Below are 23,813 nucleotides of genomic sequence, written 5' to 3'. Positions count from 1 at the left end.
CCCGGAAGGACCGCTTCTGCCGAGAGTTGACCCCATTGGGCCGCGCTGTACGGCCGGATGCCGGGCAGGGAGTGCCGGCCGATGTGTGAGGGATGTCGGTGCCGGTGTGTGGGGGTGTGCCGTCACAGAAGGGTGAGCTGGGTGGGCCCCGTCGTGACCGGTTCGGGCACCGGGATCCTGCGGGGCATCCCCGCGCGCGTGGGGCCTATCCCGTACTCCTCGGCCAGCTCGTGCACCTGCCGGGTGATCCGCCGCTGGTACCACTTCGGGGCGTACGCGCCCTCCGCGTACAGCCGCTCGTACCGGCGCACCAGATGCGGGTGGTGGTGCCCCAGCCAGCCCATGAACCACTCGCGCGCGCCGGGCCGCAGATGCAGTACGAGCGGGGTCACCGAGGTCGCGCCGGACGCGGCGATCGCCCGTACCGTCGCACGCAGTTGGGAGGGATCGTCGCCCAGGAAGGGGATCACGGGGGCCATCAGGACCCCGCAGTCGATGCCGTGCGCGCTCAGGGTGCGTACGACGTCGAGGCGGCGCTCCGGGGCGGGCGTGCCCGGCTCCACGGTCCGCCACAGGTCGAGGTCGGTGAAGCCCACGGAGACGGAGATCCCGACCTCGGTGACGGCCGCCGCCTCCTTCAGGAGGTCCAGGTCGCGCAGGATCAGCGTGCCCTTGGTCAGGATGGAGAAGGGGTTCGCGTGGTCGCGCAGGGCCGCGATGATGCCGGGCATCAGCCGGTAGCGGCCCTCCGCGCGCTGGTAGCAGTCCACGTTGGTGCCCATCGCGATGTGGTCACCGAGCCAGCGCCGTGAGCCGAGCTGGCGCCGCAGCAGCTCCGGGGCGTTCACCTTCACCACGATCTGGCTGTCGAAGCCGAGGCCGGTGTCCAGGTCGAGATAGCTGTGGGTCTTGCGGGCGAAACAGTAGACACACGCGTGCGTGCACCCCCGGTAGGGGTTGACCGTCCACTCGAAGGGCATGCGCGATGCCCCCGGGACGCGGTTGACGATCGACCTGGCCCGGATCTCGTGGAAGGTGATCCCACGGAACTCGGGCGTGTCGAACGTCCTGGTGGTCACCGACTCCGCGCCGAACAGCGCGGGGTTTGTGGGGCCGGCCGACGGATTCCCGTCGGACTCCACTGCGAGGTTCTCCCACCGCATGACGCCTCCTCGATAGCACTGACCACAGAATAGAACACATGTTCCCTTGATCGTGCGACCCCGTAGTTCCGGACCCCGATTTGGGTGGCCCGGCCGCGTGATGGTTGGCTGAGCGCTGACGCCCGAGATCCCGAGTGCTGGAGGAACGCAATGGCGCAGGTCGAGGCCACCACCGAGCGAGTCGTGACGGGTCAGCCGGACGACGTGTTCGACGCGCTGGCCGACTACAACGGCACGCGTTCGAAGATCCTGAGCGAGCACTTCAGCGAGTACGAGGTCCGGGAGGGCGGCGACGGCGAGGGAACCCTCGTCCACTGGAAGCTCCAGGCCACCAGCAAGCGCATCCGCGACTGCCTGCTCGAAGTGAGCGAGCCCACCGACGGCGAACTCGTCGAGAAGGACCGCAACTCCTCGATGGTCACCACCTGGCGCGTCACCCCGGCCGGCGAGGGCAGGTCGCGCGTCGTCGTCACCACCGTGTGGGACGGCGCCGGCGGCATCGGCGGGTTCTTCGAGCGGACCTTCGCACCCAAGGGTCTCGGCCGCATCTACGACGAGGTGCTGGCGAAGCTCGCCGCCGAGGTGGAGAAGTAACTCCACGGGGCGACTCCCCGCCCTCCTGGACCCCACCGGCCCGGACGATTTCCACGCTCACCGTTTCGAGTGGTTTTCCGTACGGGCCCAGTTGTACGCCGTAGGGCTCCCACCGGCGGATACGTCCACCGGGGCCCGCCTCAGGGCGACTCGTCGCGCTTGCTCCCAGATGTCGCACAATGCGAGAAATGGGCCCCGCAGGCGCGACGAGGGGAGCAGCACGTGGGCGGAACGGCTCTGGCGGAGAGCGGACGAGACGTTTCCTCTCCGGCCCCCGACACACCCCAAGCGCCGCCCGATCACCCTCAGTTGGAGACACTGAGCCCGCGCCGCGTGCGCCTGGTCTTCTTCGCGCTCATGCTCGCGCTGCTCCTCGCGGCCCTGGAGCAGATGATCGTCGCCACCGCGCTCCCGAAGATCGTCGGAGAGCTGCACGGCCTGGACAAGATGTCCTGGGCGATCACCGCGTACCTGCTCACCTCGACCGTGGGACTGCCCGTCTACGGCAAGTTCGGCGATCTGTACGGACGCAAGGGCGTCTTCCAGTTCGCCATCGTCGTCTTCGTGATCGGCTCGGCGCTGGCCGGATGGTCGCGCACCATGGACCAGTTGATCGCCTTCCGCGCCCTCCAGGGAGTCGGCGCCGGCGGCCTCATGATCGGCGTACAGGCCATCATCGCGGACGTCGTGCCGGCCCGGGAGCGGGCCCGCTTCATGGGGATGATCGGCGCCGCGTTCGGACTCGCCTCGGTCGCGGGCCCGTTGCTCGGCGGCTACTTCACCGACCATCTCTCCTGGCGCTGGTGCTTCTACATCAACGTCCCCTTCGGCCTGGTCACCCTCGCCGTCGTGGCCGTCGTCCTCGAACTGCCGAAGCCCACCGCGAGGCCCCGCCTGGACGTCCTGGGCGCCCTGCTGCTCGCCGCCGCCTCCACCTGCCTGGTCCTGCTGACCAGTTGGGGCGGCACGGAGTACGCGTGGGGCTCGCGCGTCGTCCTCGGACTCGCCGCGGGAGCCGTCGCCTCGACCGTGCTCTTCCTCGTCGCCGAGCACCGTGCGGCCGAACCCCTCATCCCACTGCGGCTGTTCCGCGACGGCGTCTTCAACGTCACCGCTCTCGTAGGGGTGATCGTCGGCGTCGCCCTCTTCGGCGCGGCCAGCTATCTGCCCACGTACCTGCAGATGGTCGACGGCGCCAGCGCCACCGAGTCCGGCCTGCTCATGCTCCCCATGATGGGCGGCATCGTCGGCGCCTCGATCGTCTCCGGCCAGCTCATCAGCCGCAACGGCCGCTACAAGATCTATCCGATCCTCGGCGGAGCCCTGTCCGTCGTCGGCATGTGGCTGCTCTCACGGCTCGAAGCCGATACGCCCCGGCTGCACTACAGCGTGTGGATGGCCCTGCTCGGCGCCGGGATCGGCCTGGTCATGCCGGTACTGATCCTCGCCGTCCAGAACTCCGTCCACCCGCACGACCTCGGCACCGCGACCAGCGCCAACAACTACTTCCGGCAGATCGGCGGCAGCGTCGGCGCGGCCGTCTTCGGCACGCTCTTCGCCAACCGGCTCGCCGACTCCCTCGCCGACCGGCTGCCCGCCGGGGCCGGCGTGCCCGACCCCGAGTCCATCACCCCGCAGCTCGTCCACACGCTGCCCGCCGACCAGAGGGACGGCTACATCGCGGCGTACACCGACGCGATGCCGCGGATCTTCCTCTACCTCGTGCCGGTGCTCGTCCTGGGCCTGCTTGTCGCCTTCTTCCTCAAGGAGAAACCACTGGTGTCCCACCACACCCCCACCGCAGCCCCCGAGACCGCCGCGCCGCTCAACACCCCGCTGCCCGGCGCGCGTTCGTCGTACGCCGCCGGGATTCCCGTCTGCGGCACCGTGCAGCACCCCGACGGCACCGTCGTACCCCGAGCCGCGCTCACCCTCATCGACGTCGCCGGGCAGCAGATCGGGCGGGGCGCGAGCGGCGAGGACGGACGGTACGCGCTGTCGACGCCCGGATCGGGGTCGTACGTCCTGATCGCGGCGGCCGGCGGGCACCAGCCCCAGGCGGTCAGCGTCACCGTCGGGGAACGGCCCGTGGAACTGGACGTGGTCCTCGGCGGTGCGGGGCGGCTGGCCGGGAGCGTCGTCACGGCGGACGGGACGCCCGTACGGGACGCGACCGTCACGCTCACCAATGTGCACGGGGAGGTCGTCGCCGCGACGCGCAGCGGGCGCGAGGGCGGCTATGTCATCACCGAGCTGGTGGCGGGGGAGTACACGCTGGCCGGGAGCGCGCCGGCCTTCCGCCCGGCCGCCCTGCCGGTGAGCGTGCAGGCCGCGCGCGAGACCCGGCAGGACGTCGAACTCGCGGGCGGGGCGGTGCTGCGGGGCACTGTGCGGGCCAGCGGGGGGCGGCCGGTCGAGGACGCTCGGGTGACGCTGCTCGACGCGGCGGGCAATGTGGTGGACACGTTGACCACGGGGGGTGACGGAGCGTTCCGGTTCATCGACCTCTCGTCGGGCGAGTACACGGTGATCGCGGCGGGGTATCCGCCGGTGGCCACGGTGTTGCAGGTGGCGGGGGGTGGGCGCACGGAGCGCGACCTCCAACTGGGCCACGAGGACGACTGAGTCCGCGCCCTTTCCCGGGGCCCAGCGCCCACCGACCCGCGGCCGACGCTCTGCCCGAGGCCCGGCCCCCACCGGCCCGCGGCCAACGATCTGCCCGCGCCCCCGTCCCCTCAGGGGCGCGAGGAACGGCGAGATCAGCCCCCTCCGGTCCGCAGTCGACGGTCTGCCCGCGGCCCCGCCCCGTCAGGGGCGCGGGGAACTGCGCGGCCAGCCCCCTCCGGTCCGCAGGCAAAAGATTGCGCCGTTCCCCGCGCCCCTTGGGGGGCTTGGGCGGTACGTCGGGTGCAGGCCGGTGGGGGCGGAGCGCGCAGTTCCCCGCGCCCCTGGGGTGGGCTCGGGGAGTTCGTCGGGCGCGGGACGGTGGGGGCCGGTCGCGCCGTTCCTCGCGCCCCTAGGTGGTGGGGGGTGTGCGCCGGAGGCAATTCGGGGAATGGGGCACATCGCCGTCGGGTACGGACGTACCGTGGTCGGAGTGGTGGCACAGATCTTGCGGACCGTGGGAGAGAGGGCCTGAGCCATGGACCGTGGCACCGAGAGGGGCAACCCTCCGCACGGGGCAGCCGCGGCGGGGCGGATTCCGCTGGCCGTGGTCGTGGTGGACCGCCAAGGACTGGTCTCGCACTGGAGCCGCGGCGCCCGCCGCCTCTTCGGCACGGCGAGGGAAGAAGCCGTAGGCCGTCCCGTGGTCGACCTGCTGCCGGTCTCCGGCGCACTGCCCGAGGACGACGAGACCGCCCCCTACGGGGCGTACGCCGCGTACGACGGACTCGGCCCCGACCTCGAATCGTCCCTGGACGGGCGGCTGTTCTACCCGGCCGCGGGCCGTGCCCGGCTGACGGCGGCGGACAGCGACCGGATCGACGTCCTGTGGTGGGCGTACCCACTCGTGGGCCCGGGCGCCGAACGCCTGCTGGTCCTCGCCGCCGACGCGGGCGCGCTGCGTCCCGACGACACCGACGGGTCCGGCGCGTCCGGCGCGGGCGCCGCCGTGGAGCGCATCGCGCCCGGGTTCGCGCTGCACACCGACTTCCCCGGCGCCGAGGACCTGGCAGGCAGGCTGCCCGAGATCCTGCCGAGCATGAGCGTGGGCGAAAGCGCCCGCATCGTCTCCCAGGTCCTCGAACTGGGCTATCCGGTCCTGGAGTTCAGCCAGAACGACCGCGTCCCCGTCACCCCCGACTGGGGTGTCCCGCGCCGCACCGAGCGCATGGAGCGCCGACAGCGGGCGGCTGCCGCGGCCCTGTCGGGCGAGCCCCTGCCGCAGGACGCCGAGGACGAGGTCGAGGACCTCGAATACGCCGCCGTACGCGAGCGGCTGGAGTTCCTGAACGAGGTCAGCGGACGCATCGGCACCTCGCTCGACCTGTCCCGCACCATCGTCGAGGTCAGCCGGGCCGTCGTCCCGCGCTTCACCGACGTGGCCGGGACCTATCTGCGCGAACAGGTCGTCGCCGGTGAGGGCTTCTCCGACGGCGTGCCCGACACGACCACCATGTGGCACCGGGTCGCGCTGGAGCACACGGACGAACCGGGCCGCTGGGACGACGTCGTGCCGGTCGGCGAGGCCATGCCCTTCCCCGCGCACACCCCGTTCTTCCAGTGCATGACCACCGGCGAACCCGTCCTCGTGCCCCGCATCAGCGAGCAGATGGGCCACATGATCGCCGCGCAGTTCGAGAAGCGCGACATCCGGCCCCTGATCACCGGCCGTTCCATGCTGGTCGTGCCCCTCAAGGCCCGCAACGTCGTCCTCGGTTTCATGATCCTGCTGCGGCACCCGGAGCGCGTCGAGTTCAACGACATGGACCGCGTCACCGGCGCCGAACTCGCCGCGCGCGCCGGGCTCGTACTCGACAACGCCCGCATGTACACGTACCAGGAGAGTGTCGCCGAGACCCTCCAGGACAGCATGCTGCCGCACATCTCCCCGCGGATGTCCGGCTGTGACATCGCGACCCGCTATCTGCCGGGCACACTGCTCGGGCGGGTCGGCGGCGACTGGTTCGACTCCGTGAAACTGCCCGGTTCGCGCACCGCCCTCGTCGTCGGTGACGTCATGGGCCACGGGCTCAACTCGGCGGCGATGATGGGGCAGTTACGGACCGCCGTCCAGACCATGGCGGCCCTCGACCTGCCACCCTCCCAACTCCTGCGCAACCTCGACGACCTGGCGCAGCGACTCGGCGAGCACTACCTCGCGACCTGCCTGTACGCGATCTACGACCCCATCGCGAGCGAGCTGGAGATCGCCAACGCGGGCCACATCCCGCCCGTGCTGGTCCGCGCCGAGAACGGCCACAGCGATCTGCTGGAACTGCCCACCGGCGCGCCCATCGGAGTCGGCGGGGTGCCCTTCGAGTCGGTACGCGTGCGGGTGGCACCCGGCGACCGGCTCGTGATGTGCACCGACGGCCTGGTCGAGGTGCGTGGCGAGGACATCGGTGTCGGCCTCGCCACGCTCTGCGAGTCCGCGGCCCATCCGGCCGCCTCCATGGACGACGCCTGCGACACCATCATCCGGGCCCTCAACACCCGTGGTGGCCGCAAGGACGACGTGGCGCTCCTGATGGCGCGGCTCAACGGCATCGAGCCCGAGGACGTCGCCGAGTGGCGGATCGGGCACGACCCCCGGGAGGCGGGCCGGGCGCGTGCGGCGGTCCGTGAGCAGCTCCACGTGTGGGGCCTCGGTTCCGTCGCCGACACCGCCGTGCTGCTGGTGAGCGAGCTGGTCACCAATGCCGTACGGCATTCCCACAGCCGGCCGATCGACCTCCGGCTGGTCCGGGGCGACACCCTGCTGTGCGAGGTGGACGACGACGATCACACCCTGCCCACGTTGCTCAGCGCGGGGCGGCTCGACGAGTTCGGGCGCGGGATGCGGGTCGTGAGCACGCTGGCGCGTGAGTGGGGGACGAGTCGGACCGGCTCCGGCAAGACGGTGTGGTTCGAACTGACGTTGCCGCGGCGCTGACCGCTTGGCTTGGCTGGGCTGGAAGCGTAGAGATGACTCTGCGGGTCGGTGGGGGCGGGGCGCGCAGTTCGCCGCGCCCCTTCGGGGCGTGGCCCCGAGCGTGACCGCGTGCGGGAGCGAATGAGCCGTGAAGGTGTGCGCCCTGTTCTTGTCGCTGTGACCCCGGCGCGGTAAACCGGACTGCCCGTCACATTTTCCTGGGGAGCTGGCATGAGCGTGACTACTCGGTACAGGGAGGCCTGGGAGGGCTTCTGGCGGGAGGCTCCCGATGATCGGGGAGCCGTTTTCTGGGACGCCGAGCCCGTGCTCACCGTGGGCGTCCATCTCGGCCTGTTCGAGCCGCACTTGACCGCCCCGGGGCTGCCGCTCGTGGACCTCGGCTGCGGCAACGGCACCCAGACCCGGTTCCTCGCGGACCGCTATCCGCGGGTCATCGGCGCCGATCTGTCGGCCGCGGCCCTCGACCACGCCCGGCTCGCGGACCCGGCGGGCCAGGCCCACTACCGGATGGTCGACGCGGCGGAGAGGGCCGAGGCCGAGACGCTGCACGCCGAGATGGGCGACGCCAACGTCTATATGCGGGGCGTCCTGCACCAGTGCGAGCCCGCCGACCGGCAGTCGCTCGTCGACGGTCTGGCCATGCTCGTCGGCGACCGGGGCCGCGCCTTCGTCGTCGAACTGGCCGAGGCGGCCGGTGTCCTGCTGCGCGACCTCGCCCGGAGCCCCGAGGGGCCGCCCGCGAAACTCGCGCCCGTCCTCCGGCACGGCATCGCGCCCGGCGAGGTGGCCGACGCCGCCGTGCCGGAGTATCTGCGGGCGGCCGGTCTCGGGGTGGTGGCGAGCGGGGCGCTGCCGCTCGTCACCACGGAGCACCGGGCCGACGGCTCGCGCATCGAACTGCCCTCCCTGTGGATGGTCGTGGGCCGTATCCGGGAGTGACCGGAAGTCGTGCCAAGTCCCGGGGAAGTTCGGTCGTAGGTGCCGTTTGACATGGGCACGATCTAAACGGCGGTTCCCCGGCAGGCCGCCACCGCCCTTCCGCGCACGGCTTCCCCAGAGAGGCGATTCGTCATGGCGGCACGCCACCACCCCCTCGTCGGCGGACTCCTGGTCCTGTTCCTGGCCCTGACCGGCCTGGTCGCCCTTCCCCCCACCCCCTCCCACGCCGCGACACCGGTCTGCGCCCTGGTGTGCGACACGCTCGACCCCTCCAAGGCGCAGCAGGACACCTTCCCGGTGCCGAACCGGACCATCAACGGCAGAACCCTGCGCCTGCACGTCTCCGACCCGGACAGCGCGGCCTGGGCGAGCATCGACAACGGCGTGGCGGGCGACGCGGTCTGGCTGGACCGCTCCTGGGACCGGGGCGCCACCTGGGACGGCCTGCTCGGCAAGGCGAGCGTTCCCGGCTCATGGACCGGGACCCGCACCCTCATGTACAACATCACCGACCCCGTCGCGCACCGGCGCGGCTGGATCCGCGCCTGCGGCGACGCCGCCGGGGTGACCTGCACCGACTGGGTGTACCCCAAGGTGTGCGACGGCACGGCCTGCGACGGCGCCGACCCCGCCACGGCGGCCGGCGGCGACACCCCGGTGCCCGCCACCACCCTCTTCGGCCGCACCATCAGCCTGCACGTCGACCAGCGCGGCGGTACGGCCTGGGGCGTCATCGCGGGCGGCGGCGCGGGCGACGAGATATGGCTGGACCGCTCCTGGGACGGCGGAGCGAGCCATCCCGAGGGCTCCTCCCTCGGCCGTACGAGCGTGTCCTCCGGGGCCACCTCCACCCGGACCACCCTGTTCGCCACCCGGGACCCCCGCGGCCTGCTGTACGGCGGGGCGGTCCGCGCCTGCGGTCGCGAGGCCGCCCACCAGGAAGGCAGCTGCACGGCCTGGGCCAGGCCCGCACCGACCCGGGCGCGCGGCGCGGCGGACGCGCTGATGGCCTCGTACCGGACCGATGAGGGCTGGTGGCGCAGCAGTTGGTGGAACTCCGCCGTCGCGCTCACGACGGTCGTCGAGTTCGCCGAGCAGAGCGGGCGGCACGACTACGACTGGGCGATCGCCCGCACCTACGAACAGAACCGTGGCGTCTTCCCCGCGGGCGGGCGCAGCTCGGACCCGATCGAGGGGCACTTCATCAGCCGCGCCATCGACGACGCGGGCTGGTGGGCGGTGGCCTGGCTGACGGCGTACGACTACACGGGCGACCGGCGCTATCTGGAGGAAGCGGTCACCATCACGAACTACGTCCACCAGTACTGGGACACCGGTACCTGTGGCGGCGGTGTCTGGTGGGACCGGGAGCGCACCTACAAGAACGCCGTGACCAACGGGCTCTACCTGTGGCTCACCACCTCGCTGCACCAGCGGATCAGCGGCGACACCGTGTGGGGCGCCCGCGCGACCACGGCCGCGGACTGGTACCTCGCCAGCGGAATGATCAACTCCGCGGGCCTCGTCAACGACGGGATCACCTCGGGCTGCGCCAACAACGGCCAGACCGTGTGGAGTTACAACCAGGGACTCGCCATCGGAGCCTTCACCCAGCTGTGGCGGTCGACGGGGAGCACCCGGTACCTGGACACGGCCAAGCGGCTGGCCGACGCCGCGATCTCCTCACCGGCGCTGACCCGTGGCGGCGTACTGACCGAGTCCTGCGACCTGGGCACGGCCTCCTGCGACGACAACCAGAAGCAGTTCAAGGGCATCTTCGTCCGGCACCTCGCCGACCTCGCGGACGCCACGGCCTCGACCGCGTACAAGGCGTACGTCACCAAGCAGGCCGACTCCGTCTGGACGACCGACCGTGACCCGCTCAACCGCCTCGGTCAGCGCTGGTCGGGAACCGCGCCCAACGTCTCGGACTGGCGCACCCAGGCGAGCGCACTGGAGGCACTGACGGCCGCCGCACGGCTGGCGGGCTGACTACGGGGATTCCGGAACGCTGCGAAGGGGGGTGTGCATTCACGGGGCTATGTGACATATTACTGACGTGAGCAACTCGCTGACCTGCGATGTCGTGGTCGTCGGGGCCGGAATGGTAGGGGCGGCGACCGCCCTGTACGCGGCTCGGGCGGGGCTGAGTGCCGTCCTGGTGGACCGTGGTCCGGTGGCGGGCGGCACCACCGGCTCCGGCGAGGGCAACCTCCTCGTCTCCGACAAGGAACCCGGCCCCGAACTCGAACTCGCCCTGCTCTCCGGGAGATTGTGGACCGACCTCGCCGCCGAGCCGGGCGTGGGCGAGTCCGTCGAGTACGAGGCCAAGGGCGGACTCGTCGTCGCCTCCGCGTCCGAGGGGCTGGCGGCGCTGGAGGAACTGGCCGCCGCACAGCGCTCGGCCGGGGTCCGGGCCGATTCCGTCGGCCCGGACCAACTCCACGACCTCGAACCGTACGTGGCGCACGGCCTCGCGGGTGGCGTGCTCTACCCGCAGGACGCCCAGGTGATGCCGACGCTCGCGGCGGCCCGTCTCGTCCGGCTCGCCCGTACCGCGGGTGCCTCTCTGCGGACCGGCCGGACGGTCACGGACGTGCTGCGTACCGCGTCGGGGGCGGTGCGCGGCGTCCGGACCTCGCACGGCGACATCCACGCGCCCGCGGTCGTCAACGCGGCCGGGACCTGGGGCGGGGAACTGGCCGCGCTGGCCGGGGTGTCCCTGCCCGTACTGCCCCGGCGCGGCTTCGTCCTCGTCACCGAACCCCTGCCCCGCAGGGTGCGCCACAAGGTGTACGCGGCGGACTACGTGGCCGACGTGGCCAGTGACTCGGCGGCGCTGCAGACCTCCCCGGTGGTCGAGGGAACGGCGGCGGGCCCCGTACTGATCGGCGCCAGCCGGGAACGGGTCGGCTTCGACCGCTCCTTCTCGCTGCCCGTCACCCGGGAACTGGCGGCCGGTGCGACCCGGCTGTTCCCCTTCCTGGCGGAGGTGCGGGCCATGCGCGCCTACCTCGGCTTCCGCCCCTACATGCCCGACCACCTGCCCGCCGTCGGGCCCGACGCACGGGTGCCCGGCCTCTTCCACGCGTGCGGGCACGAGGGCGCGGGCATCGGACTCGCCACCGGTACCGGCCACTTGATCGCCCAGGTGCTGGCGGGCAAGAGGCCCGACCTGGACCTCGCGCCGTTCCGCCCCGACCGCTTCCCCGATCCCGCACCCGATCTCGCATCCGCACCCGCTCCCGATCCCGAGGAGTTCTGATCGTGACGCCGCGTACTCCCTTGAGGCTGGTCCGGGCCCGGCCCGAACCGCCGTTCACGGTCACGTTCGACGAGCGGGAACTGGCCGTTCTCCCCGGCCAGACGATCGCGGCCGTCCTGTGGTCCGCGGGTGTCCTGTCCTGGCGCACGACCCGGGGAAGCGGTGAGCCGCGCGGAGTCTTCTGCGGGATCGGGGTGTGCTTCGACTGTCTGCTGACCGTCAACGGACGCCCCAACCAACGGGCTTGCCTGGTACGGGCGGAGCCGGGTGATGTGATCCGAACCCAGGAAGGGACCGGACGGCATGAGTGAACGACCCCGCCTCGCGGTGATCGGCGCCGGACCCGCCGGGCTCGTCGCCGCCCTCGCGGCTGCCGCGCGCGGTGTGGCGGTGACCCTCGTGGACGCGGCTCCGCAGGCCGGCGGCCAGTTCTACCGGCAGCCCGCCACCGGGCTCGGTGCCCGCCGCCCCAGCGCACTGCACCACCAGTGGCGCACCTGGGAACGACTCCGCGACGGACTGGCGGCGCACGTCGGGGCGGGCAGGATCACGCACCTGACGGAACATCATGTGTGGTGTGTGGAGGGGGAGTCCGGTTCCTTCGCCGTGCACGCTCTGCTCGGGCCCGAGCAGGAGGAGTCCGTCGTGGCTCGGGCCGACGCCGTGCTCCTCGCGACCGGCGGCTACGAGAAGGTGCTGCCGTTCCCCGGCTGGACCCTCCCCGGAGTCGTCACCGCGGGCGGGGCGCAGGCCATGCTGAAGAGCGGACTCGTGCTGCCGGGCCGTACCGCCGTCGTCGCCGGGACCGGGCCGCTGCTGATGCCCGTGGCCGTCGGACTGGCCGCGGCCGGGGCGAAGGTGGCCGCCCTCGTGGAATCCGCCGACCCCAAGGACTTCGTACGGCATGCGCGGGTCCTCGCCGCCCATCCGGACAAGCTCGCCGAAGGCGCCCGGTACGCCGCCGAGTTGGCGCGGCACCGGGTCAAGGTCCACGTCCGGCACACCGTCGTTGCCGCGCACGGGACCGACCGCCTCGAAGCCGTGACCGTGGCCGCGCTCGACGCCGACGGACGCGTCAAGGGCGGCAGCGAGTGGCGCGTTCCCTGCGACAGCCTCGCCGTCGGACACGGCATGCTGCCGCACACCGACCTCGCCGAGACGCTCGGCTGCCGCCTCGACGGGGTGAACGTCGCCGTGGACGACGAACAGCGCACCGACGTGCCGGGCGTCTGGGCCGCAGGCGAGACCACCGGGATCGGCGGCTCCGCACTCTCACTGGCCGAGGGCCGGATCGCGGGCCTGTCCATCGCCGCGCGACTCGACTCCCGTACGCCCGAGCCCAGTTCGTACGCATCGGCCGCCAAGGCACGTGACGGGCTGCGGGAGTTCTTCGACGCCGTCGACAACGTCTGCACACCGCCCGACCGTTGGGTGGAGCGGGTCGGCGACGACACCCTCGTGTGCCGTTGCGAGGAGGTGCCCGCCGCCGCGATCCGGGAGGCCGTCGACGAACTCGGTGCGGGCGACGTACGTACCGTGAAACTGCTGACCCGGGCCGGGATGGGCTGGTGCCAGGGCCGGATGTGCGCTCCCGCGGTGGCGGGGCTCGCGGGGTGCCCGCCGACACCGGCACGGCGGCCCTTCGCGCGGCCGGTGCCGCTCGGTGTGCTGGCGCGCGAGCCCGATGAAGCCTCTTGACCCACCCCCATGCCCCATGACTTCAAGGATCGGACGGGAACCCTCATGACCGACAGGACCGGCAGGACCGAGATGGCCGACAAGACCTCCGACCGTCCCTGGCGCGGCGTCCTCGTCGCCACCGCCCTACCGCTCAGGGACGACCTCTCCGTCGACCACGACGCGTACGCCGACCACTGCGCCTGGCTCGTCGCGAACGGCTGCGACGGCGTCGTACCGAACGGCTCGCTCGGTGAGTACCAGGTGCTGACCCCCGAGGAGCGCGCCAAGGTCGTGGAGACGGCCGTGGCGGCGATCGGCGGCTCGCGCGTCATGCCCGGCGTCGCCGCGTACGGCTCCGCCGAGGCCCGGCGCTGGGCCGAGCAGGCACGCGACGCGGGCTGCGCCTCCGTGATGCTGCTGCCCCCGAACGCGTACCGGGCCGACGAGCGCTCGGTGCTCGCCCACTACGCGGAGGTCGCGAAGGCCGGCCTGCCGATCGTGGCGTACAACAACCCGATCGACACCAAGGTCGACCTGGTGCCCGAACTGCTGGCCACGCTGCACGGCGAGGGGTACATCCACGGCGTCAAGGAGTTCTCCGGCGATGTCCGGCGGGCCTACCGCATCGCCGAACTCGCTCCGGATCTCGACCTGTTGATCGGCGCCGACGACGTCCTTCTGGAGCTGGCGGTCGCCGGCGCCAAGGGCTGGGTCGCCGGTTACCCGAACGCGCTGCCCGCCGCGTCCGTCGAGCTGTACCGGGCCGCCGTCCGGGGCGACCTCGACACCGCGCTGCCCCTCTACCGCCAACTGCACCCGCTGCTGCGCTGGGACTCCCAGGTGGAGTTCGTCCAGGCGATCAAGCTGTCGATGGACATCGTCGGCCGGCGCGGCGGGCCGGTGCGTCCGCCGCGCGTGCCGTTGCGGGCCGACCAGGAGGCCGCCGTCCGGGCCGCCACGGAGAAGGCCGTGGCGGCCGGGCTCGTCTGAAGGCCGGGTCGGGAAGAGGCCGGGTTCGTCCGGGGAGAGAGGGAGACAGTACATGCGTAGCAAACTCGTCCTGCATGCCGTCGATTCGCACACCGAGGGCATGCCGACCCGGGTGATCACCGGTGGGATCGGCACGATTCCCGGCGCGACGATGAACGAGCGGCGGCTGTACTTCCGTGAACACCGCGACGACATCAAGCAGTTGCTGATGAACGAGCCGCGCGGGCACTCGGCGATGAGCGGCGCGATCCTCCAGCCGTCCACCCGGCCCGACTGCGACTTCGGCGTCATCTACATCGAGGTGTCGGGCTATCTCCCGATGTGCGGGCACGGGACGATCGGGGTCGCGACCGTACTCGTGGAGACCGGCATGGTCGAGGTCGTCGAGCCGGTGACGACCATCCGGCTCGACACACCGGCCGGGCTCGTCGTCGCCGAGGTCGCCGTGCGGGACGGGGCCGCGCAGTCGGTCACGCTCTGGAACGTGCCGTCCTTCGCCGTCGCCCTCGACCGGAAGATCGAGCTCGCGGACGGGCGGACGGTGACGTACGACCTCGCGTACGGCGGGAACTTCTACGCGATTCTGCCGCTCGACCAGTTCGGGCTGCCTTTCGACCGGGCGCGTAAGGACGACATCCTTGCCGCGGGTCTTTCGCTGATGGACGCGATCAATGCCGAAGGGGAGCCGGTTCATCCCGAGGACTCCAGCATCAGGGGCTGTCATCATGTGCACCTGGTCGCGCCCGGGTCGACGGCCCGGCATTCCCGGCATGCGATGGCGATCCATCCCGGGTGGTTCGATCGGTCGCCCTGCGGGACGGGGACGAGTGCGCGGATGGCGCAGTTGCATGCGCGGGGGGAACTCGGCCTGGAGACCGAGTTCCTGAACGAGTCGTTCATCGGGACGCGGTTCAGTGGGCGGTTGCACGGGACCACGGAGGTGGGTGGGGTGGCGGCTGTGCTGCCCAGTTTCACTGGGCGGGCGTGGGTCACTGGGACCGCTCAGTATCTTCTTGATCCTGATGATCCGTTTCCGGCGGGGTTCGTGTTGTAGGCGGGGGTGGGTGGTGAGTGGCTGGTGGGTTGGCTGGTGCGGCTCAAGGACTGCGCAGTTCCCCGCGCCCCTGAAAGCCAAAGCGAAAGACTGCGCCGTTCCGCGCGCCCCTGAAGGCGAAAGATCGCGCCGTTTCCCGCGCCCCTGAAAGCCAAAGCGAACGACCGCGCCGTTTTCCGCGCCCCTGAAAGACCGAAGTCCTAGGAGATCGTCCATGGTTGCCCAGCGTGTCGGCGCGCCCGCCCTTTCCGCGTTGGGGGGTAAGAAGCCCAGTTACCGGGAGCGGGTTGCGGATGCTTTGCGGGCTGCACTCATCGCGGGGGAGCTGCGACCCGGGGAGGTGCACTCCGCGCCCGCTCTCGCCGCGCGGTTCGGGGTCTCCGCCACCCCCGTGCGTGAGGCGCTGCTCGACCTCGCCAAGGAAGGGCTCGTCGACACCGTGCCCAACAAGGGGTTCCGGGTCACCGCCGTGTCCGAGAAGCAGCTGGACGAGTACACGCACATCCGCTCGCTGATCGAGATCCCCACCACCGTCGGCCTCGCCGCCTCCGCGGCCCCCGCCGACCTGGCGGCGCTGCGGCCCGTCGCGCAGGAGATCGTCACGGCCGCGGCGGCCGGTGACCTCATCGCGTACGTCGAGGCCGACGTCCGCTTCCACCTCGGCCTGCTCGCCCTCGCCGGTAACGAGCACCTCGTCGAGGTCGTCGGCGACCTTCGCAAGCGTTCTCGGCTGTACGGATTGCATGCCCTGGTCGAGGCGGGGCGTCTGGAGGCCTCGGCCGAGGAACACCTGGAGATCCTGGACGCGCTGGTCGCCCGCGACGAGGGGGCCGTACGTGCTGTCATGACGCGTCATCTCGGGCATGTACGGGGGTTGTGGGCGGCCGAGTGACCGTGACGGCGACACGCTGTCCGGCAACCTCGCGTGTGTGCGTCCTCATGCTCTCCTGAGTGCGGTTCGGGACCGGGAGCGCGAGGAGGACGCACGTGAGCGAGTGGATGCGCGGAGCGGTGGTGGTCGGTGCTGCCGCCGTGGCGCTTTCCGCCCTGGCCCCCGATGCTGCGGCACAGGCATGGGGGCTCCGCCCCCGAACCCCCGTTGCGCAGTTCCCCGTGCCCCTGAAAGAGGGGCACGGGGAACTGCGCAGTCTTTTGGGGGCGCGGGGAACTGCGCGGCCGGCCACAGCGGACCCGCACCCGGCGACGCGCGCGCCCGAGCCGACCCGCACGCGTGCCGTCACGCACCCGCACCCGGTGACGCGTGCCAAAGACAAAGTCTTCGTGCTGCCTGTCGAGTTCGCCGACTACGCGCACAATCGGATTCCGGAACCCGACCGTTCCGTCGACAACTCCACCGTCTGGGCCGCCGACTACAGCCCTGCCTACTACCAGCGGCAGATCTTCGGTACGGCGGATGGCGCGGGCGGTGGTCAGGACGGTTCCGGGGACAGCCTGAAGGGCTACTACCAGCGGCAGTCCAGCGGTGCCTACACCATCACCGGCACCGTCCATGACTGGACCCGCGTGGGCCACCGCCTCGCGCACTACGGCACCGACGCCTGCAAGAGGCAGGGCAAGCCGATCTCGACGTACTACTGCAATCAGCAGCTCGTCAGCGACGGGCTCGACCAGTGGTACGAGGACCAGCGCGCCGCAGGCCGCAGTGTCGCCTCACTGCGTAAGTACCTGGCCGCGTACGACACTTGGGACCGCCGCGACCACGACCGGGACGGGAACTTCGACGAACCCGACGGCTATCTCGACCGCGTGATGCTGATGTTCGCGGGGGAGTCGCAGGTCAACGGCGGTGGTGTCAACGGCTCCGACGCCATCGGGTCCCACCGCGGAAACGTCAGCCATCTGCAGACCGGCGCCGGCAGGCTGGGCCCGGCGGGCGGGCGCAAGGGCGGCGGCAGCGAGGTCGGCGACTCCGGGATCTGGGTCGACGACTACACGATGACGAATGAGAACCGGGGCCTCGGCACCCTGGCCCACGAGTACGGCCACGACCTCGGCCTGCCCGACCTGTACGACACCTCGGGCGCCGAGAACTCCACCGGCTTCTGGTCGGTCATGGGGCAGGGGTCGCTCCTGTCGGATGACGACGAACTTGCCGCCCACCCCGCCGACTTGGGCGCCTGGGCCCGGCTCCGGCTCGGGTGGCTCGACTATGTGACCGTCAAGGCCGGGGCCTCCTCCACCGTCACGCTCAACCCGCTGTCCGTGCCCTCCGCGACCGCGGGTCCTGAGGCCCTTCTGGTGAACCTGCCGGCCGACGCGGACGGCAACGCCCGCTACTACGTCGTCGAGAACAGGCAGTACGTGGGGGAGGACAGGTTCCTCAAGTCGAGTCCCTTTCACCTGGGTTGGGCGCCCGGGAAGCCCCGGTTCAAGGAGCGGCTGCACTACGAGAGCGGTGTTCTGATCTGGTACTGGAACACCAAGTACCGCGACAACAAGACCCGTGCGAAGGGCGGTTACGGCCGGATCCTGCCGATCGACGCCCATGCGGAACCCGCCCGGACCGCCTCCGGAGCGGTGATCCGGGGCCGCCTCCAGACGTACGACGCGCCCTTCGGTCTGCGGCCCACCACGCCGCTCGTCTTCCACCTGGGCGGTGTGCGGACGGTGATCCCCGCCCGGCCCGCCGTCCCGGTCTTCGACGACCTCAAGGGGGTCCACCACTACGACACCGCGCCCTACGGATCCAGCTACGACGCCGACTCCGGCACCACCATCACCGTGGACGAGGAACATGCCGACGGCCGAGTGAAGGTTTCGGTCGGTTCGACCGGCTGACCGCCCGGGCCTGTGGAGCGCATCGCGACTGCGATACAACTGGAACATGGTAAAGATCCTCATCAGTGCCGACATGGAGGGCGCCACCGGGGTGACCTGGCCCGCCGACGTGGAGCCGGGCGCACCCGAGTGGGAGCGGTGCCGTTCGATGTTCACCTCGGACGTGAACGCCGCAGTCCTCGGCTTCTTCGACGGCGGCGCCGACGAGGTCCTCATCAACGAGGCCCACTCGACCATGCGCAACCTGCTCCTGGAGCAACTGGACGAACGGGTCGAGATGCTCACCGGGCGGCACAAATCGCTCTCCATGGTCGAGGGCGTGCAGCACGGCGACGTCGACGGCATCGCCTTCGTCGGCTACCACGCGGGCGCCGGCATGGAGGGCGTCCTCGCCCACACCTACCTCGCCAACTCGATCACCGGCGTGTGGGTGAACGACGAGCGCGCCAGCGAGGGCCTGCTCAACGCGCACGTCGTCGCCGAGTACGGAGTCCCCGTCGTGCTGGTCACCGGCGACGACGTGGCCTGCGAGGACGCGCTCGGCTACGCGCCCGAGGCGCTGAAGGTCGCCGTCAAGGACCATGTCTCGCGGTACGCGGCCGTGTGCCGCACCCCGGCCCGTACGGCGGCGGACATCCGGTCCGCGGCCAAGGAGGCGGCGCGGCTCGCGGTGCGGCACGAGCCGCGCCGGGCGGGCCCCTTCACCGTGGCCCTGGAGTTCGACGCCGAGCACCTGGCCCTGTCGGCCACCGTCGTCCCGGGCGTCGAGCGGACCGGGGAACGCAAGGTGGCGTACACCAGCGCCACGATGTACGAGGGCATCCGGACCTTCAAGGCGGTCACCACGATCGTCTCGGCCGCCGTGGAGGAGAACTATGGCTGACATGAGCGTGATACAGCAGACCGCCGTCGACGAGCAGGCCCTGGACGAGGTCGTCCGGTTCACCTCCGACCTGATCCGCATCGACACCACCAACCGCGGTGGCGGCGACTGCCAGGAACGGCCGGCCGCCGAGTACGCCGCCGCCCTGCTCGCCGAGGCGGGGCTTGAGCCGACCCTCCTGGAGCGCACCAAGGGGCGTACGAACGTCGTCGCGCGCCTGGAGGGCACCGACCCGTCCGCCGACGCGCTGCTCGTCCACGGTCACCTGGACGTCGTGCCCGCGCAGGCGGAGGACTGGAGCGTCCATCCGTTCTCCGGCGAGGTCCGCGACGGGGTCGTCTGGGGACGCGGCGCGGTCGACATGAAGAACATGGACGCGATGATCCTCGCGGTCGTCCGGCAGTGGGCACGCGCAGGCGTACGCCCCCGCCGCGACCTGGTGATCGCGTTCACCGCGGACGAGGAGGCGAGTGCCGAGGACGGTTCGGGTTTCCTCGCCGACCAGCACGCCGGGCTCTTCGCGGGCTGCACCGAGGGCATCAGCGAGTCCGGGGCGTTCACCTTCCACGACGGCGCCGGACGTCAGCTGTACCCGCTCGCGGCGGGCGAGCGCGGCACGGGCTGGCTGAAGCTCACCGCGCGCGGCCGGGCGGGCCACGGCTCCAAGGTGAACCGGTCGAACGCGGTGACCCGGCTCGCCGCCGCGATCGCGCGGATCGGCGACCACGAGTGGCCCGTACGGCTCACCCCGACGGTCCGCGCGGCGCTCACCGAACTCGCCGCGCTGTACGGGGTCGAGCCCACGCTCGACGGCCCCGACGGGGTCGACCGGCTGCTGGACAAGCTCGGTCCCGCCGCCTCCCTGGTCGAGGCGACGGTCCGCAACAGCGCCAACCCGACCATGCTGGACGCCGGTTACAAGGTCAACGTGATCCCCGGGGAGGCCGTCGCGCACGTCGACGGACGCTTCCTCGCCGGTACGGAGGACGAGTTCCGGGCCACCCTCGACCGGCTCACCGGGCCGGACGTGGAGTGGGAGTTCGTCCACCGTGAGGTCGCCCTGCAGGCGCCGCTCGACTCGACGACGTACGCCCGGATGCGGGCGGCCGTGGAGGAGTTCGCACCCGAGGGGAACGTCGTGCCGTACTGCATGTCGGGCGGCACGGACGCCAAGCAGTTCTCCCGCCTCGGCATCACCGGCTACGGTTTCGCGCCGCTCAAGCTCCCGCCGGGCTTCGACTACCAGGCCCTCTTCCACGGGGTCGACGAAAGGGTGCCCGTCGAGGCACTGCATTTCGGAGTCCGGGTACTCGACCGCTTCCTGCGCACGGCCTAGGAAGAAACGGCCCGAGGGAAAACGGAAAAAGAGACAGAGGGACAAAGAAGAAAATGGGGGACACAGTGCAGACGCTGGCCTACGGTTCCTGGCCCTCGCCCATCGACGCGGCGCTCGCCGCCGCGCACGACGGGCACCCCGACTTCGTCGGCTTCGTCGGCGACGAGGCGTGGTGGACCGAGCCCCGGCCCTCCGAGGGCGGGCGCCGCACCCTGGTGCGCCGCCTCGCCGACGGCACGGAGGAGTCGGTACTGCCCGCCCCGTGGAACGTCCGCAGCCGCGTCATGGAGTACGGCGGACAGTCCTGGACCGGCGCGGTCGGTGAGGACGGCCCGCTGGTCGTGTTCGTGAACTTCGCCGACCAGCGGCTGTACGTGTACGAGCCCGCCGACCCCGGGAGCGGCCCGCGCCCCCTCACCCCCGTGTCCTCCGTCGGCGGCGGACTGCGGTGGGTGGACCCGCAGGTGCGCGTCGAACTCGGCGAGGTCTGGTGCGTACTGGAGGAGTTCACCGGCGACGGGCCCAGCGATGTGCGGCGGCTCGTCGCCGCCGTGCCGCTGGACGGCTCGGCCGCCGAGGACCGGACCGCGGTGCGCGAACTCACCGACGACCGGCACCGGTTCGTCACCGGGCCGCGGATCTCGCCCGACGGGCGGCGCGCGGCCTGGCTGGCCTGGGACCACCCGCGGATGCCGTGGGACGGCACCGAGCTGCTGGTGGCCGAGGTCGGCTCCGACGGGTCCCTGGGGGAGCCCCGGACGGTCGCGGGCGGCCCCGAGGAGGCGATCGCCCAGGCCGACTGGGGTCGCGACGGCTCCCTCCTGTACTCCAGCGACCGCACCGGCTGGTGGAACCTCTACCGGGCCTCCGGCGACGGCACCGCAGGTGACGGCACCGCCGGTGAGCCGCCCTTTCTGCTGTGCAACCGCGAGCAGGAGTTCGGCGGGCCGCTGTGGACGGTCGGCCGCCGCTGGTTCGCGCCGCTGGACAGCGGCCTGATCGCCGTCGTGCACGGCCGGGGCGCCACCGCGCTCGGCATCCTCGACCCGGAGAGCGGCGAGGTCGTCGACGCGGCCGGGCCCTGGAGCGAGTACGCGCCGACCCTCGCCGTCGACGGCAGCCGTGTCGTCACGGTCGCCGCCAGCCCGCGCAGCGCGTACGAGGTCGTCGAGCTGGACGCCCGTACCGGACGGGCCCGTGTCGTGGGAGCCCGGCACAACGACCCGGTGGACCCCGCCTACTACCCGGAACCGCAGATCCGTACGTTCTCCGGACCCGCCGGGCGGGAGATCCACGCACATGTCTACCCGCCACACCACCCCGGCCATGTGGCCCCCGGAGATGTGCTCCCGCCCTATGTGGTCTGGGCACATGGTGGTCCCACCGGCCGCTCCCCGCTCGTCCTGGACCTGCAGATCGCCTACTTCACCTCGCGCGGCATCGGGGTCGCCGAGGTCAACTACGGCGGCTCCACCGGGTACGGACGCGAGTACCGCAACCGGCTGCGCGAGCAGTGGGGTGTCGTCGACGTCGAGGACTGCGCGGCCGTCGCCCTCGCCCTCGCCGAGGAGGGCACCGCCGACCGCGACCGGCTGGCCGTACGGGGCGGCAGCGCGGGCGGCTGGACCGCCGCCTCCTCACTGGTCGCCACCGACGTGTACGCGTGCGGGACGATCCTCTACCCCGTCCTCGACCTGGTGGGCTGGGGTGTGGGCGAGACCCATGACTTCGAGTCCCAGTACCTGGAGGGCCTGATCGGGCCACGCGCCGAGGTGCCCGCACGGTACGCGGAACGGTCGCCCACCGAGCACGCCGACAAGGTCACCGCGCCCTTCCTGCTCCTCCAGGGCCTCGACGACGTCATCTGCCCGCCGGCGCAGTGCGAGCGGTTCCTCGCCAGGCTGGAGGAGCAGGCGCGGTCCGTGCCGCACGCCTACATCACCTTCGAGGGCGAGGGCCACGGGTTCCGCCGCACCGAGACGATGGTGCGCGCTCTGGAGGCCGAACTCTCCCTGTACGCCCAGGTGTTCGGCCTCAAACCGCCCGGCGTTCCCGCACTGGAGCTCGTCAAGTGACCGGCCGTTGAACGGCCGACCGACGAACGAACCTGTCAGGCCTCCGCGGCTGGTGGCCGGAGCGCGGGTCGCCGTCGTCGCGCCGAGCGGGCCCGTCCCGGAGGAACGGCTGCAGGCCGGGGTCGACATCCTGCGTGGCTGGGACCTCGAACCGGTCGTGGGGCCCCATGTCCTCGACCGGCACGGGACGTTCGGCTATCTGGCGGGCACGGACGCCGACCGGGCGGCCGACTTCCAGGCCGCCTGGTGCGACCCGTCGGTGGCCGCGGTGCTCTGCGCGCGCGGCGGCTACGGCGTGCAGCGCATGACCGACCTGCTCGACTGGGACGCGCTGCGGGCCGCGGGGCCCAAGGTGCTGGTCGGCTTCAGTGACATCACGGCTCTCCACGAGGCGTTCGCGGCGCGGCTGGGGCTCGTGACCCTGCACGGTCCCATGGCCGCGGGCATCGACTTCGTCAAGAACGCCCGCGCCCAGGACCATCTCCGGGCGACCCTCTTCGCGCCGGAGTCCGTACGGACGATCCGGTCGGCCGGACAGGCGCTGGTCCCGGGGCGGGCCGCCGGCGTCCTGCTCGGTGGCTGTCTGAGCCTGCTCGCCTCCGAGCTGGGGACACCGCACGCCCGGCCCTCCGCCAGCGGCGGGCTGCTGTGTCTGGAGGACGTCGGCGAGGAGGTGTACCGCCTTGACCGGTACCTCACGCAGCTCCTGCGGGCCGGCTGGTTCGACGGTGTCGCCGGGATCCTGCTCGGGTCCTGGGAGCGGTGCGGCCCGTACGAGCGGGTGCGGGAACTGCTCCTCGACCGGCTCGGCGGACTCGGGGTGCCGATCGCCGAGGAGTTCGGGTTCGGGCACGGGGAGGGGGCGCTGACGGTTCCCTTCGGGGTACGGGCGGAGCTGGACGCGGGCGCCGGGGTTCTGACGCTGGACGCGCCGGCCCTGGCCTGACGTCTCACCTCTCACCCGGAGGGACCGCTCACCGTGCGTGGCCTGCGCCTGTGAGCCCATCCTGGTTCCATGAGCCGGAAGAGTGCGCAGCAGAGTGGTGGCGGTGGTGGTGGCGCGGCGGCCGGGCGGGCGAGTCTGCTGACGCCCGGGCGGGTGGCGGTTGTCGCGCTGGCCGTGCTCGGGCTGGTCTTCATCTTCGAGAACACCCGGGCGACGAAGATCCGGCTGCTGATTCCCGAGGTGACCATGCCGTTGTGGATGGCGCTGCTCGCCACGGCGGTGATCGGAGCGTTGTGCGGGGCGTTCTTCGTGCGGCGCCGGGGGTAGCGTCCGGCGGGCCGGTTGCTCGACTGCGGGCCGGTGGGGGCTGGCCGCGCAGTTCCCCGCGCCCCTAAAAGACTGCGCCGTTCCCCGCGCCCCTGGGGTCCGCGCGCCCGTGGGATCTGCGGGCCGGTGGGGGTCGCTCGCGCAGTTCCCCGCGCCCCTGAAAGCC

At 71.8% G+C, this 23,813-nt stretch carries 18 protein-coding genes; 17 read left to right on the top strand and 1 reads right to left on the bottom strand.

Going from position 1 to position 23,813, the window contains the following annotated elements; all coding sequences use genetic code 11:
- Nucleotides 1-122 precede the first annotated feature (122 nt).
- A complete protein-coding gene (locus tag ACZ60E_RS07880) occupies nucleotides 123-1,163 on the bottom strand; it encodes an Rv2578c family radical SAM protein (RefSeq protein ID WP_469438949.1) in 1,041 nt (346 codons plus the stop codon).
- 150 nt (nucleotides 1,164-1,313) lie between these two features.
- Here ACZ60E_RS07880 and ACZ60E_RS07875 point away from each other — a divergent pair, with 150 nt between their 5' ends.
- The 17 genes from ACZ60E_RS07875 to ACZ60E_RS07795 all read left to right on the top strand — a co-directional run bounded on the left by ACZ60E_RS07875 (nucleotide 1,314) and on the right by ACZ60E_RS07795 (nucleotide 23,647).
- Nucleotides 1,314-1,757: an SRPBCC family protein gene (locus ACZ60E_RS07875; RefSeq protein ID WP_384807056.1), complete on the top strand. Its 444-nt coding sequence runs from the start codon at nucleotides 1,314-1,316 to the stop codon at nucleotides 1,755-1,757.
- A 222-nt stretch (nucleotides 1,758-1,979) separates the two neighbouring features.
- Entirely contained in the window at nucleotides 1,980-4,382 is a 2,403-nt protein-coding gene (locus ACZ60E_RS07870; protein WP_469438948.1) for an MFS transporter, read from the top strand.
- 517 nt (nucleotides 4,383-4,899) lie between these two features.
- Complete coding sequence (locus ACZ60E_RS07865) at nucleotides 4,900-7,353, top strand: ATP-binding SpoIIE family protein phosphatase (RefSeq protein ID WP_469438947.1); 2,454 nt, start codon at nucleotides 4,900-4,902, stop codon at nucleotides 7,351-7,353.
- Between the two features lie 210 nt (nucleotides 7,354-7,563).
- Nucleotides 7,564-8,292 (top strand): class I SAM-dependent methyltransferase, encoded by a 729-nt coding sequence (locus ACZ60E_RS07860; protein ID WP_469438946.1) that lies wholly within the window; start codon nucleotides 7,564-7,566, stop codon nucleotides 8,290-8,292.
- 132 nt (nucleotides 8,293-8,424) lie between these two features.
- A complete protein-coding gene (locus ACZ60E_RS07855; protein ID WP_469438945.1) occupies nucleotides 8,425-10,284 on the top strand; it encodes a glycoside hydrolase family 76 protein in 1,860 nt (619 codons plus the stop codon).
- A gap of 67 nt (nucleotides 10,285-10,351) precedes the next feature.
- A complete protein-coding gene (locus ACZ60E_RS07850; RefSeq protein ID WP_469438944.1) occupies nucleotides 10,352-11,557 on the top strand; it encodes an NAD(P)/FAD-dependent oxidoreductase in 1,206 nt (401 codons plus the stop codon).
- Nucleotides 11,558-11,559: 2 nt separating this feature from the next.
- Entirely contained in the window at nucleotides 11,560-11,868 is a 309-nt protein-coding gene (locus tag ACZ60E_RS07845; RefSeq protein WP_453795544.1) for a (2Fe-2S)-binding protein, read from the top strand.
- On the top strand, nucleotides 11,861-13,255 hold the full coding sequence (locus tag ACZ60E_RS07840) for an FAD-dependent oxidoreductase (protein WP_469438943.1): 1,395 nt from the start codon (nucleotides 11,861-11,863) through the stop codon (nucleotides 13,253-13,255). Before ACZ60E_RS07845 ends, ACZ60E_RS07840 begins: the two co-directional genes overlap by 8 nt.
- Before the next feature lie 45 nt (nucleotides 13,256-13,300).
- Complete coding sequence (locus tag ACZ60E_RS07835; protein WP_469438942.1) at nucleotides 13,301-14,227, top strand: dihydrodipicolinate synthase family protein; 927 nt, start codon at nucleotides 13,301-13,303, stop codon at nucleotides 14,225-14,227.
- Nucleotides 14,228-14,279: 52 nt separating this feature from the next.
- Nucleotides 14,280-15,281 carry a proline racemase family protein gene (locus tag ACZ60E_RS07830; protein WP_384807071.1) on the top strand — a complete coding sequence of 334 codons (1,002 nt, stop codon included), beginning with the start codon at nucleotides 14,280-14,282 and terminating at the stop codon, nucleotides 15,279-15,281.
- Between the two features lie 214 nt (nucleotides 15,282-15,495).
- The gene (locus ACZ60E_RS07825; RefSeq protein ID WP_469438941.1) at nucleotides 15,496-16,173 is read left to right on the top strand and encodes a GntR family transcriptional regulator; all 678 of its coding nucleotides are present in this window, start codon (nucleotides 15,496-15,498) and stop codon (nucleotides 16,171-16,173) included.
- Nucleotides 16,174-16,280: 107 nt separating this feature from the next.
- Complete coding sequence (locus ACZ60E_RS07820) at nucleotides 16,281-18,080, top strand: immune inhibitor A domain-containing protein (RefSeq protein WP_469439015.1); 1,800 nt, start codon at nucleotides 16,281-16,283, stop codon at nucleotides 18,078-18,080.
- 46 nt (nucleotides 18,081-18,126) lie between these two features.
- Nucleotides 18,127-18,963: a M55 family metallopeptidase gene (locus tag ACZ60E_RS07815; RefSeq protein WP_384807075.1), complete on the top strand. Its 837-nt coding sequence runs from the start codon at nucleotides 18,127-18,129 to the stop codon at nucleotides 18,961-18,963.
- 1 nt (nucleotide 18,964) lies between these two features.
- Nucleotides 18,965-20,299, top strand: a complete 1,335-nt coding sequence (locus ACZ60E_RS07810) for a M20/M25/M40 family metallo-hydrolase (RefSeq protein ID WP_469438940.1) — start codon at nucleotides 18,965-18,967, stop codon at nucleotides 20,297-20,299.
- Between the two features lie 53 nt (nucleotides 20,300-20,352).
- Nucleotides 20,353-22,374, top strand: coding sequence for a S9 family peptidase (locus tag ACZ60E_RS07805; RefSeq protein WP_469438939.1), 2,022 nt, complete (start codon nucleotides 20,353-20,355; stop codon nucleotides 22,372-22,374).
- Nucleotides 22,375-22,381: 7 nt separating this feature from the next.
- Nucleotides 22,382-23,320: a S66 peptidase family protein gene (locus ACZ60E_RS07800; protein WP_469438938.1), complete on the top strand. Its 939-nt coding sequence runs from the start codon at nucleotides 22,382-22,384 to the stop codon at nucleotides 23,318-23,320.
- 69 nt (nucleotides 23,321-23,389) lie between these two features.
- The gene (locus ACZ60E_RS07795; RefSeq protein ID WP_469438937.1) at nucleotides 23,390-23,647 is read left to right on the top strand and encodes a LapA family protein; all 258 of its coding nucleotides are present in this window, start codon (nucleotides 23,390-23,392) and stop codon (nucleotides 23,645-23,647) included.
- Nucleotides 23,648-23,813: the final 166 nt, after the last annotated feature.

The sequence above is a fragment of the Streptomyces sp. NPDC102514 genome (assembly GCF_055584525.1).
This window is presented reverse-complemented; position numbering and strand designations above follow the sequence as displayed.